The sequence below is a fragment of the Deinococcus cellulosilyticus NBRC 106333 = KACC 11606 genome, from assembly GCF_007990775.1.
GTDB lineage: Bacteria > Deinococcota > Deinococci > Deinococcales > Deinococcaceae > Deinococcus_C > Deinococcus_C cellulosilyticus.
Window position 1 is genome coordinate 25799 of sequence record NZ_BJXB01000027.1, and the last position, 12043, is coordinate 37841.

Consider the following 12043-nt stretch of genomic DNA (forward strand, 5'->3'; position numbering starts at 1 on the left):
AATCAGAAGGTGTTACTGGTTGTAGCTCAGCCCGAAACCATAAGCAAAGAGGGGATCATAGGTGGCGTCTCCCACGTTCAGGGGAAGCTGCGCAACGCTCTTAGGCCAGCTGAAGGAGAGTTTGCCTTTGAAGTTTTTGTCCCCAAAGAGCACATCTGCCACCCCTGCACCCTCAGAGCCAGGGAGCCATGCGGCCACGAAAGCGCTGGATTTGGCAAGCTGGTCATTCACGATCATGGGGCGACCAGAAATCAGGACCACCACGCATTTGACGTTGCTGCACACGTTGTTGACGGTGGCCTGATCTGCAGCACTCAGGGTGAGGGTGCCGTTGTCCCCTGCCCCTTCGGCGTAGGGCTGTTCGCCGACCACCACGATGGCGGCTTCATAACCTTTGCCTGTGACATCTGCTGCAGAGGGGGTCACCACATGGTCCACTGTTGCTGTGGGGGCCACCTGCTTGATGCCTTCCAGAATGGTGGTGCCTTTGGTGATGGCTCCAGCCTTGCCCTGCCAGGAAATGGTCCAGCCCCCGCTCTGCAGGCCGATGTCATTGGCATGCGCACCAGCGACCAGCAGTTTTCCAGTCTTCTTCAGGGGAAGCAGGCTGTCGTTTTTCAGCAGCACCAGCGATTCCTGCACGGCCTGACGGGCGACGGCACGGTGGGCTGCGGAACCCACCTCAGCGAGTTCGCTGCGGTCAGAGAAGGGTTTCTCAAAGAGGCCCAGCTCAAATTTCTTGGTCAGGATGCGTTTCACAGCATCATCAATGCGGCTCATGGGGATGTTACCTGCATTGACTTCTGCAATGGCTCCAGTGATGAAGGTCTGGTATTTGTCGGGCACCATGATCATGTCGAGACCCGCATTGATGGAGTTCTTGATGTCTGAATTGTAATCCCCGGGAATCTGGTCAATGGCGGCCCAGTCACTGATCAGGAAGCCCTTGAATCCCAGTTCGGTTTTCAGAATGTCCGTGAGCAGCTGCTTGTGTCCATGCAGTTTTTGACCATTCCAGCTGCTGTAGGACGGCATGATGGTGCCGACATTGTGCTTGATGGCCTCAATGAAAGGGGCCAGGTGAATTTTGCGCAATGTGGCCTCATCGACCTGGGTGTCCCCCTGATCAATTTTGCCGTTGTTCCACGTGGTTCCACCATCGCCCACATAGTGCTTGGCGGTGGCCATCACGCTGTTTTTGTTGTTCAGGGATGTCCCTTGATAACCATCAATGATGGGGGTCATCATGCTGGCGATTTCGGGATCTTCTCCGAAGGACTCGTAGGTGCGGCCCCAGCGTTCATCCCGTCCGACGCAAAGACAGGGGGAGAAATCCCAGCGGATGCCTGTCGCGTAGATTTCAGCTGCGGTGACCTCACCGATCTTCTTGACCAGCTCAGGGTTGCGGGTGGCCCCCAGACCGATGTTGTGGGGGAAAATGGTGGCCCCATACACGTTGTGGTGCCCGTGCACCCCATCCACCCCGTAGAGCATGGGAATGGACAGGCGGTTCAAGAGGGAGTGATTCTGGAAGTCATCCACCATGTTGGCCCAGTCCACAGGGTTGTTTCCGGTGGTGGGAGCAGAACCGCCACCGCTCAGCAGAGAACCAATGCTCAGGTCGGCCAGATCGTACTTCTTGCCGTTCACTGCGCTGCGCTCGGCCTGGGTCATCTGACCGATTTTCTCTTCCAGGGTCATTCTGGAGAGCAAGTCATTCACACGGGCTTCCACGCTCTTGGTGCTGTCCTGGTAGGGGAACTTCTCATCGTCCTTGATGTAGAGGATGCCTTCCTTGGTGGTGTCCAGCGTGGCTCCGGTGGGATTGGACAGGGTGTATTTGACGGTCAGGTTCCCCTCGGCCACGTTGTTGTTGCTGCTCTGGATGCTGAAGGTCTTGCTGTCCTCTCCAGCAGCAAAGGTCAGGGTGCCCGAAGCTGCGGTGTAATTGCTGCCTGCTTTGGCCGTTTTGTCTGCAGTGCTGTACTTGACAGTCACGGGACTGGTGGGCTTTTTGTCCAGCTTGACGGTCACGGTGGCCTGCTGGCCTTCGTTCACAGCCACCCTGGAGGTGTCCAGTGAGACTTTCACGGTCACAGGTGGTTTGGTTCCACCGGGAATGAGCTGGATGTCATCAATGAAGATGGTCCTGCTGACGGCTTCTCCCTGACCGTTGGACAGCTCAAAGGTGAAGCCCCACACTTCCGAGAGGGTCACCCCATCGTTGGGGGTTTCTCCGCTGGGTTGCCAGCCACGGCGCACCATCTGGTCGAAAGGCACCTCGATTTTCTTCCAGCCTTTGGTGTCGTCCTTGAAAGGAAACTCGAAGCGTTCTGCACTGTCGATGTCCTTGTTGGGACCCTTGTTGTCCAGCAGGTCAAAACGGTAGGTTTTGCCACTGCCGTCCCCGTAAAACATGAAGGTGATGGCCTTGAAGCTGCTCCAGTCGGTGCTGCCCCACTTTTTGCCGCTGGCATCGGCAATCTTGAAGTCAAAGCCGCCCCAGCTTCCAGTCAGGGTGTACTGCACTTTCAGGGCTTTGGTGTCCTTGTTTTCGGCGTTCTTGATGGTCTCCTGGGTGATGACCAGCGGATCTTCGCCTTTCTCCTTGAAGGTGCGGATCTGGGCGGTGCTGTCTGCAGCGTCCACATCCACAGCAGACTCAAAGTTCTGGAACACTGTGGGTTTGTCTGGACCCGGGCCAGGAGGAGGTGTGGTACCGCCCGTCTGGCCGCAGGCGACCAGCGAAATGGACATCATCATGGTTAGAAGAAGGGTTCTGGATTGTTTCACGGGAAACCTCTGGGGGTGTGCCTGCCAGGAACATGGGAAATCGAGAGCAAGAAGGGTCCACAGGCTGCCCGATCAGCAGCCCTGCAGGGAAGAAATGGATTGTCAGGGTTTAGTTTTTGAGGTTTAAGACGGAATGCCGGACGACCAGTAGAGGCTCAAAGCCAGGGGTCACCTCCTTGTCTGTGCTGTTCAGCAGCCCGAGCACCGTGTTTGCCGCAGCAGCACCCATCTCAAAGATGGGCACCCTCACCGTGGTCAGGGCCGGATGCATGTAACGGGAAAACAGGATGTCGTCAAAACCCACCACCGACACATCCTCTGGAATGCGCAAATTGAAATCCCTCAGGGCCTGGTAGGCTCCCATCGCCATCTGGTCGTTGCCACAAAAAAGCGCAGTGAAAGACGGACCCGAGAGGAGTTTCAGTGCCGCCTGATACCCTCCCGACTCGGTGTAATCTGCTGCAACGACCAGACCGTCTGGACAGGAGACACCGGCCTGCTTCAGGGCACGGTGGTAACCGGAAAGTTTGGAACGGGTGACGTGCGTGCGCGGGTCACCGGTGATGTGGGCGATGCGGGTGTGACCATGGTCAATCAGGTAACGGTTGGCGAGGTAAGCCCCCATCTCTTCGTCGATCCCGATGCTGTGCACGGTCTGCTCGGGGTCATGCCCGAGCACCACCAGGGGTTTGCCTGCGGGGTTCACCTCTTCGAGGTCTGCGGCAGACAGCCGCTCTCCGAAATAGATCACCCCATCGGCGTCGTTCTGGAGCAGGTAGGCCAGGGTCTGCAGTTCGGTGGTCCGGTTGCTCTGACCACTCGCCACCACCAGACGGTATGGCGTTTCCTTCAGGACCTGCTGGATGCCTTCCAGGAAAACCCCAAAAAACGGACCTGCAATCCAGGGCACCAGCACCCCAATCCCGCCCAGCTTCCGGCTGACCAGGGCTCTGGCCAGCGGATTGGGCTGGTATTTCAGCTGTGTGGCGGCAGCCTCCACCAGCTTCCGGGTGTCCTGCGAGATCGGGCCGCTGGCATTCAGCACCCGAGACACGGTCGACACCGAGACGCCAGCGAGGACCGAAACGTCCTTGATGGTGGTTCGTTTTCTGTTCATGGTTTTCCTGTGGAAACGTTTGTAGTTAATTCTGGCAGATGACAAAGGAATTTGCAATAGAGGAAGTGAAAATTTGTGGAAAGGTTTTTATAAAGCTTTCAGCGGTCAGCCATCAGTCCTGGCAGAGCAGAGGCTCTGGACCGAAGAAAGGTTTCTCTCAAGACACTGCTTCTAGCCAGGAGGGACGGATTCTGTAGCGCAGGACGTAAAATCATCACATGCATCAAGGTCTAGGTTCCATGAGCAACAGTGAAATCGATGCAAGAAACATTCACGGCCATCTGGTCAAAAGCAGCAGGTGGAGTGCGGCAGGTGCCATCTTGTTTTCAGTGAGCCTGGGTGTGGTTGCCGTTTTGTATCTTCAGCAACAGAGCAATCCAGAAGCCACCCACAAAATCTTTGATCCTGCCACAGACCCTGTCTTCATGTTCCAGATCATGCTGGTGTTTTACTGCGTCATGGTGCTCATTCTGACTGTCCGGGCCATCCAGCTTTCCGGGCTTGCACGAAAAATTCAGGCAATGCTGGACAAACAGCAATTTGCTGAGATTGAACGTGAATTTCACAAATACCGTCCCAGAAGAAGGGGCTGAAACATATGCAGGTCAACGGATCAGAGGTAGAATGTGGACATGTATGAAAGTCTGGGGGCGATGAGCAGCAGTGAAATTGATGCAAGACACATTCATGCCCATCTGGTCCGGATGCACAGGCATTTTATGCAAACTGCCATTTTTTTTCTGTTCTGGATCACCGTCAGTTCGAGTTTGCATTTTTCAGGGCATCCCAGCTGGGTCGTGATCAATCCTGCACAGGACAGGCTGTTTATTGTTCTGATGATGGGTGCTGCTGTCTGTACCGTTGGTGTGTTTTTGCAAGCCCATCATTTCGGGAACCTGAAACGAAAAACCCAGGCTCTGCTGGAAAAACACCATTTTGAAGAGCTTGTCCAGGATTACCGCAAATACCTCCCCAGATGATCCTGAACCTCCCCGTTGAAATGGCCTGTGCCTGCTACGCCACCTGACGCATGTGCAGGGCAGCAGAAACCTTTTTACTGAAACCATGCGCTATTTTCAGGAGCGGGCCCTCACGCCCGAGCAACTGGCCCAGGCAAGTGACCTGCAGGCCACCATCAACAAACAAAGGGGTCTGGACCTCAAACTGGGTCTGGATTACGAACCCCTCACCGTGCACGAGACCCCCTGGCACCGCCACCATCTGGTTTTTGAAGGGGACAGACTGGTCGGTTATGGCAGCATCCTCGGGGCTTACCACATGCCCGAACTCAAAATCATGGTGGCTCCAGAGCACCGCAGAAAAGGCATTGGCACACAGATCCTGAACACCATGGTCCGGGTCTGTCAGGTGCCGGGCGTGCAGAAAATTCTGGGCATCTGTGAAGCCGCCTCTCCTGAAGGTCAGGCCTTCTTGCAGAAGCGCGAGGTCACCCTGGACTTTGCCGAGTACCGCATGGTGCTCGATCTGGGTGATCTGGAGGCCCCTGTTCTGCCTGCAGGCATCACGGTCATGCAGGCCACACCAGCAGATGCAGAAGCCATTGCAGAAGGAGCACAGTCGGATTTCGGGTTCACCATGAACCTTGCAGAGCTGCGAAAAGAACTTGCGAATGAAGGGGAACCCCATCAGGTCCTGAAAGTGAATGGAAGGGTGGTCGCAAACCTCAGGGTCTTCCACACCGCGAATCGGGCAGGGATTTATGCCTTCCGGGTGCATCCCGATTTCCGCCGTCGGGGTCTGGGTGAACTCTTGATGCGTCAGGTGCTTTCCAGCCTGCAGGACCAGTACCAGCAGGCATGGCTGGAGGTCAACTCAGACAATCCTGCGGCCATTGCGCTCTACAGGAAGCTGGGTTTTGACATCAGCGTCAATTACGGCTACTACCGCCTTTGAAACGGAAGAGGGATAAATTGCACGAACACGAAGTGAACACCAGCGAAGATCTGGTCCAGCGTCTGCTGGACCTCCAGTTTCCTGAATACGCCCACCTGCCCCTGAAACATCTGGAATCCAGCGGAACCGACCACCGCATGTACCGCCTTGGAGAAGACCTGGTGGTGCGCCTTCCCAAAGTCTCCTGGGCAACACCCCAGATGGGGAAAGAACACCACTGGCTTCCCAGACTGGCCCCTCATTTGCCCCTGACCATTCCCACCCCTGTTGCCCAAGGGGTGCCCGCAGAAGGCTACCCCTGGAACTGGTCCATCTACAAATGGATTGAGGGTGAAAATGCCACCCTGGACCGCATGAGTGATTCTTGCCAGACGGCAAGAAAGCTTGCTGAATTCGTGCTGGCCCTCCAAAGCATCGACCCCACCGGTGGCCCCCTGCCCGGAGACCACAACTTTGGCAGAGGGGTCCCGCTGCAAATGCGAGACGGAATGACCCGCCACAACATTTCCCAACTTGAAGGCTGGTTTGATGTTCAGGCCCTGACTGACGCATGGGAACGTGCCCTGAATGCACCTGTCTGGGAAGGAGAGGGGGTCTGGCTGCATGGTGATCTGCAAGCAGGAAACCTGCTGGCAAAAAATGGGACCCTCCACGCCGTGATTGACTTTGGAGGGCTTGCCATTGGTGATCCAGCCTGTGACCTGATGGTCGCCTGGAACCTCTTTGATGCAAAATCCCGTCAGGTTTACCGTCAGGCCCTTGGGGTGGACAATGCCACCTGGGAACGTGGGAAAGGCTGGGCCTTATCCGTTGCTGTGGTGGCCCTGCCTTACTACCGCCACACCAATCCCGGTCTGGTTGCCATCTCGGAATATGCTTTACAGCAGGTGCTGGCAGACGCAGAAACCTGAGGTTCAGGGCTGCTGGATTTCAGGTTCCAGCACCTCCAGAATGGCTTCTGGCGTGGTGAAGACAAAAGCCTTCCAGCCTGCTTCCTTTGCGGCCTCCACGTTCTTCACCTGATCGTCCCAGAAGTAGATGTCTCCCTCTCCCAGTTTCTCCCCGACTTTCTGGAAGTATTCCGGGTCGGGTTTTTTCGCACCCAGATGTGCCGAGGCAAAGATGCCATCAAAATGGTCCTGCAGCCGCTCCCAGAGGTAACCTGCCCGGTGAATTTCCTGGTTGGTCGCCAGATGGATGGGATAACCCTGCTCTTTCAGCCGGTCCACCACGGCAAGCACTTCGTGGTTGGGAACAAAATCCACCTCGAACCATTCGGCAAGAAAGTCATCCACGGTGCCGGGATACCCCCACATCGGCAACTCAGGCGCGAGGGCATCCCGGATGTTCACCTCGCCTTTCAGGCACTGGTGAAAAATGCCCATGAAGAAGCGGTTGAGGACCTCCTCGGACAGACCGTATTTTTCAGCAACCTGAATGGAAAAGAGCTGGTGTGGGGGCTTCAATATCACGCCATCAATGTCAAAAAGCAAAACCGTCATGCTTTTCAGGATAACCAGTGTGCATGGGCAACACCGTTGGATGTGTTCAGATCAGGGGAAAGCTGAGGGCTGAGAGCCGAGGGCAAAAAGCAGAAGGCAACAAACTGCATGTGCTGCGATTGGACCAGAGAGTCAAAAGCCCGGTTGATCTTTTGCTGACTGCTGATGGCTGACTGCTGATGGCTGTTGTCCAGCGCCGTTTCATTTTCAGGTCTGGTTTACCGTTTCATCCTGACCCGCAGTTCAGTGAGGCCCCGCAGGGTGAAATTGGGGCGGTAGGTGAGGTGCTGCTGTTGCAACTCAAAACGGCTGAACCGCTCAAGCAGTTTCTCAAAGACCACTTTTGCTTCCAGACGGGCCAGACTTGCCCCCAGGCAGTAATGGTGTCCTGCAGCAAGGGCGAGGTGTTTGCTGGCATCCCGGCGCAAATTCAGGGTGTGCGGGTCATGAAAGACCCTGGGGTCGCGGTTGGCAGCGGCCAGCATCACCTGAATCTGGGTTCCTGCTGGGACGTTCTGGCCTGCGATCTCCATTTCACCCTTGAGCACCCTTGAGGTGGCCTGGACGGGGCTCACGAAACGCAGCAGTTCTTCCACTGCGCCGTCCATCAATTCAGGATGTGCCCGCAGGTCTGCAAGCTGTTCCGGATGGGTGATCAGTGCGTGCAGGCCACTGGCGATCAGGTTGGTGGTGGTTTCATGCCCGGCCACCAGCAGGAGCACGGCGTTGGAGAGCAGTTCCTCGCTGCTCAGTTTGTCTCCCTCAAGTTCTGCTCCGGCCAGGGCGGTCATCAGTCCAGGCTGGGGATTCTCCCGGAGGTCATCGGCGACCCGCCTGAAGTAGACGTTCATGTCCTGCACGTCCTGCATGATTCTGGGCATCATGATCTGGCTTTCCACACCCCCATCGAGCAGCACCGCGATGCTTTCCGACCACCGTTTGAACCGGGAGGCGTCTTCTGCATTGAGGCCCAGCATCTTCACAATGACCGTGACCGGGAGGGGTCCGGCCAGATCCTGAAGCACCTCCATCCCGTCCTGGGCGGCAACCCCATCCAGAATGTCATCAAGGAGTTCCTCAATCAGGCCGCGCATTTCTGCAACGACCCTGGGGGTGAAGGCCTGACTGACCAGGCTGCGCAGGCGGGTGTGGTTCGGCGGGTCCCGGAACAGCATCATGTGGTAGAGCGCATTCACCGGCATGAACTCGGGTTTCCTGAGGTCCTCTGCAGACAGGCTGAGCCGCTCCACACTGGCCCTCGGGTCCCTGAGGAGGGCGGCATTCTCCGGGTGTCCGGTGACAAAAACACTGTTCCAGTCTGGCATGTATATGGCCGGACTGTGGTTTCTCAGGTTGTCATAGAAGGGGTAGGGGTTCTGTATGCCTTCGGCGGTGAAGAGGTTCTGAATGTCTTGCATGGGGCTCCTTCCCTGAGGGTACGAGAATGCCTGTGCAGGGTTCCCGCCCGGTGTTTTTCAGTGTGCAGGTGTCCAGCTTGAAATTCGGGTTTGAAACTCAAGCAGCTGGGGACTGTTGTGTGGGCGAGGCAACATTCCAGGTAAGGAAATTTTAAGAGACTCTGGTCACATAATAGGTGAACCCTACGGAGACCTCATGGCTGCCCCCAGAACCCCTGCCCCATCCAGCCCGCGTGACATCGCCCAGCAGATGCTGCTGGTGCTGCAGGATGTGACTTCTGCCCGCACGGTGGAACTTCACCATCCGCAGTGGGGAGAACTGACGGTGGGAGAGCCCTCGAAGCATGCCCTCCCCACCCTGACCCTGCACACCCCCGATGGTCTGGGCCAGATCGTGCTGCAAGGCGAGCACCTGAAGCACATCGAGAAAGACGTGCACAGGGCGCAGAGTTATGTGGAGACCATCCTCAACCTCTCCCGTCTGATGGCCAGTGAGAGCGGCATTCAGGACCTGCTGAAACAGGCCCTGGAGGTTCTGCAGGAATCAATCCAGATGGATCTGGTCTTTGTCCTGAAGATGAACCGTGAGGGGTATGGTGTGGATGAAGTGCTGTCTCTGGGCACAGCCAGCATCCCTGAAGACGTCCCCCAGCAGTTGTTCCTGGGGGGAAGCATTGCCTGGGAAGCCCTGCGCACCCAGCACCCGAAACACCATCCGGCCCTGCCTGCAGCTTCTGGACCTGTGGAGGTGATGGTGTTCCCGCTGCACCTGCGGGAAGGTGAAGGCCGCATCCTCGTGGTGGGCAGGCAGCAGGGCACCCCCTGGCTCCCCGAGGAAAGGACCCTGCTGGAATCCATGGCCCTGGGCATTCGCATGGTGCACCAGCAAGGAGAATACGTGCGGCACCTCAGGGACGTGGCCCTGATCGATGCCCTGACCGGTCTGGCCAACCGTCGCGCCTTTGAGAGTGACCTCGAAGATGCCCTGCAGGATGCCCAGCACAGGGGCCTTTCGCTGGGGGTGATGGTGCTGGACCTGGACGGACTCAAGAAAGTCAACGACCAGCAAGGCCATGAGAGAGGGGATGCCCTGCTGCGCACCTTCGGGGAGGCCCTCAAGCAGCACCTCAGGCAATCGGACCCCGCCTACCGTCTGGGCGGAGATGAATTTGCAGTGATCCTCAAGAACCTGCAGCCCGGTCAGCTGTCCATTCTGGAAACCCGACTGGCCTCCATCAGGAGCACCGTGCGTCAGAAGGGGTTCGCCGAAGCAGACGCCAGTGCAGGGGTTGCTTTCCTGGGCCGGGATGGAGAGACCCCTGGTGAACTCTGCCGGGTGGCCGATGAGCGCATGTACGCCCAGAAAGCCGTGCACAAAAACCACCAGCAGGCCAGCCTGCTTGGATCGGTCAGCCCCAGGGCCGCGTGGCAGACCCTGCGTTCCACGCTGGAACTGCTCTCCCACGACCAGGAGGCCGGTCCAAAATTCTGGCGCACCCTGCTGCAGGCCGCCATTCAAACCATCCCCAGCGTTGAAGCAGGGTCCATGGACGTCTGTCATGAAGGTTATTACGTGGTTGCGGCACAGGTCGGTTACGAGGACGAAATCCTGGGCATCCAGCTCAGCGAGGACAGCCAGTTGAAATGGTACGGCAAGGGCAGAGACAACTACCTGAAAGGCGTGCCCCGCCTGCTGTACGGTCTGGAGATTGCCCGTCATTCCAGTGCCACCATCGAACACGACAAGTACGAGGTGTTTGATGACGCGGGATCGCTGGCGCAGGTCAAGAGCACCATTTTGCTTCCCATCGTGGTGGACGGACACCCCATTGCCCACATGAACCTCGACAACCACACCGTGGAACAGGCCTTCAGCCAGGAGGCCATCGAGATAGCCATGGACTTTGCTGCGCAGGTTGCTGCCCTTCTGCTGGCCCAGCAACGCCGGGAGATCATCGCTGAACGGGAGCACCACATGAAACTCCTTCAGGACTTCACCCGCGAGGTGCTGCACCTGCAGTCGGAAGCGGAACGCCTGGAGTCTTTGCGTGCCCTGGCCATGCAGCTTCTCAACACCCATCAGGTGACGCTCGATGAAAACCCGCAGGGCAAGTTCAGCCTGCGCCTGCCACACGGTTACCTGAATGCTGTTCCTGAAAAAGGAGATGCCCTCTCCAGATCCGGGAGAGAGCACCTCGGGATTGCTGCCCTGCTGCTCGGCGCAGATTAAGTTTTACTCTTCCAGAACGTAACCCAGAATCAGCTTGCCTGTGTCTTGCAGGGCGTCCAGATGGGTGCGCTCGTAAGCGTGGCTGGCATCCACTCCAGGACCGATCAGGGCTGCGGGATAATTGCCTCCGGCACGCCATGCTGCGCTGGCATCCGAGCCGTAATAAGGGTAGATGTCGATTTTCAGTTCGATTCCAGCCCGTCTGGCCGCTTCCCGCAGGCGGTTGCCAAGCGCATGGTCATAAGGCCCGGAGGAATCCTTGACGCAAAGGGTGCAGTGGTGCTCACTGGAGGCCTGTCCCTTCCCAATGGCGGCCATGTCCACAGCAATCAGTTCCTCGGTGTCGTGGGGGATGCCCACCGAAGCCCCGTGCCCGACCTCCTCATAGTTGCTGATGAAGAAGTGAACGGTGTGCTTCAGGGGCAGTTGCTGCTCCAGAACCGCCTTGGTGACCCCCAGAAAGATCGCCACAGCGGCCTTGTTGTCCAGGTGGCGGCTTTTCAGGTACCCCGCATCCGTCAGTTCAGCACGGGGGTCCCAGGAAACAAAATCTCCAACCTGAATGCCCAGGGCAAGGGTTTCTTCTGCGCTGCTGGTGCGGGCATCAATGCGCACCTCGATGGTCTCCTCGGTGCGCTTCAGGTCCCGCAGTTCTGAACCCCACACGTGGGTGCTCTGTTTGGTGTTCACCACGGTGCCCGTGAGGGTCTGACCATCGTTCAGGTGGATGGTGCAGTATTCCCCTTCCACAGTGGCCCAGTCGTACCCGCCCAGAGCGGTGAGCTTCAGGCGGCCATTGTCCTTGATCTCTTTGACCATGGCCCCGAGGGTGTCGATGTGGGCACTGAAAGCCACGGTTTTGCCTTCTTCACTGCCCTTGAGGGTCCAGTACAGTGCCCCTTTGGGGGTGCATTCCGGACTCACTCCGAGGTCATGCAGCATGCGGGACAGCACCTCCATGCCTGCAGCCGTCATGCCGGTGGGAGAGGGGGTGCGCAGCAGGGTCAGCAGCTGTTCTGCAACATAGTGGTGGTTGATCATGGCACACAGCATAAGCGATCAGCGGTCG

Annotated in this window: 10 protein-coding genes; 5 read left to right on the forward strand and 5 right to left on the reverse strand. The window is 57.5% G+C overall.

Features of this window, described 5'->3' with window-relative positions:
- Window positions 1-12: 12 nt before the first annotated feature.
- Together DC3_RS22945 and DC3_RS22950 are read right to left on the reverse strand one after the other, a co-directional pair.
- Entirely contained in the window at window positions 13-2793 is a 2781-nt protein-coding gene (locus DC3_RS22945) for a glycoside hydrolase family 3 N-terminal domain-containing protein (protein ID WP_146888835.1), read from the reverse strand.
- 109 nt (window positions 2794-2902) lie between these two features.
- Window positions 2903-3910: a LacI family DNA-binding transcriptional regulator gene (locus tag DC3_RS22950; protein WP_146888838.1), complete on the reverse strand. Its 1008-nt coding sequence runs from the start codon at window positions 3908-3910 to the stop codon at window positions 2903-2905.
- A gap of 218 nt (window positions 3911-4128) precedes the next feature.
- Here DC3_RS22950 and DC3_RS22955 point away from each other — a divergent pair, with 218 nt between their 5' ends.
- The 4 genes from DC3_RS22955 (at window position 4129) to DC3_RS22970 (ending at window position 6735) form a co-directional block, all read left to right on the forward strand.
- Window positions 4129-4503, forward strand: coding sequence for a hypothetical protein (locus DC3_RS22955; RefSeq protein ID WP_146888842.1), 375 nt, complete (start codon window positions 4129-4131; stop codon window positions 4501-4503).
- A 39-nt stretch (window positions 4504-4542) separates the two neighbouring features.
- Window positions 4543-4890: a hypothetical protein gene (locus tag DC3_RS22960; RefSeq protein ID WP_146888845.1), complete on the forward strand. Its 348-nt coding sequence runs from the start codon at window positions 4543-4545 to the stop codon at window positions 4888-4890.
- Window positions 4891-4975: 85 nt separating this feature from the next.
- On the forward strand, window positions 4976-5824 hold the full coding sequence (locus tag DC3_RS22965) for a GNAT family N-acetyltransferase (protein WP_146888848.1): 849 nt from the start codon (window positions 4976-4978) through the stop codon (window positions 5822-5824).
- Between the two features lie 17 nt (window positions 5825-5841).
- Complete coding sequence (locus DC3_RS22970; RefSeq protein WP_246130778.1) at window positions 5842-6735, forward strand: aminoglycoside phosphotransferase family protein; 894 nt, start codon at window positions 5842-5844, stop codon at window positions 6733-6735.
- A gap of 3 nt (window positions 6736-6738) precedes the next feature.
- Here the strand turns inward: DC3_RS22970 and DC3_RS22975 are convergent, their stop codons facing one another.
- Both DC3_RS22975 and DC3_RS22980 read right to left on the reverse strand, forming a co-directional pair.
- A complete protein-coding gene (locus tag DC3_RS22975; protein ID WP_146888854.1) occupies window positions 6739-7326 on the reverse strand; it encodes an HAD-IA family hydrolase in 588 nt (195 codons plus the stop codon).
- A 218-nt stretch (window positions 7327-7544) separates the two neighbouring features.
- The gene (locus tag DC3_RS22980) at window positions 7545-8744 is read right to left on the reverse strand and encodes a cytochrome P450 (RefSeq protein ID WP_146888857.1); all 1200 of its coding nucleotides are present in this window, start codon (window positions 8742-8744) and stop codon (window positions 7545-7547) included.
- Window positions 8745-8940: 196 nt separating this feature from the next.
- Between DC3_RS22980 and DC3_RS22985 the strand changes: the two genes are divergently transcribed.
- Entirely contained in the window at window positions 8941-10974 is a 2034-nt protein-coding gene (locus tag DC3_RS22985) for a GGDEF domain-containing protein (protein ID WP_146888860.1), read from the forward strand.
- Between the two features lie 3 nt (window positions 10975-10977).
- On the opposite strand, the gene DC3_RS22990 is transcribed toward DC3_RS22985, so the two are convergent.
- Window positions 10978-12015 (reverse strand): M42 family metallopeptidase, encoded by a 1038-nt coding sequence (locus tag DC3_RS22990; protein ID WP_146888863.1) that lies wholly within the window; start codon window positions 12013-12015, stop codon window positions 10978-10980.
- Window positions 12016-12043 lie beyond the last annotated feature (28 nt).

Excerpts from the sequence above, each read along its gene's own strand:
- DC3_RS22950 (WP_146888838.1), bottom strand. The coding sequence starts at position 3,910 with ATGAACAGAAAACGAACCACCATCAAGGACGTTTCGGTCCTCGCTGGC.
- DC3_RS22980 (WP_146888857.1), bottom strand. The coding sequence starts at position 8,744 with ATGCAAGACATTCAGAACCTCTTCACCGCCGAAGGCATACAGAACCCC.
- DC3_RS22975 (WP_146888854.1), bottom strand. The coding sequence starts at position 7,326 with ATGACGGTTTTGCTTTTTGACATTGATGGCGTGATATTGAAGCCCCCA.
- DC3_RS22985 (WP_146888860.1), top strand. The coding sequence starts at position 8,941 with ATGGCTGCCCCCAGAACCCCTGCCCCATCCAGCCCGCGTGACATCGCC.
- DC3_RS22965 (WP_146888848.1), top strand. The coding sequence starts at position 4,976 with ATGCGCTATTTTCAGGAGCGGGCCCTCACGCCCGAGCAACTGGCCCAG.
- DC3_RS22960 (WP_146888845.1), top strand. The coding sequence starts at position 4,543 with ATGTATGAAAGTCTGGGGGCGATGAGCAGCAGTGAAATTGATGCAAGA.
- DC3_RS22955 (WP_146888842.1), top strand. The coding sequence starts at position 4,129 with ATGCATCAAGGTCTAGGTTCCATGAGCAACAGTGAAATCGATGCAAGA.
- DC3_RS22990 (WP_146888863.1), bottom strand. The coding sequence starts at position 12,015 with ATGATCAACCACCACTATGTTGCAGAACAGCTGCTGACCCTGCTGCGC.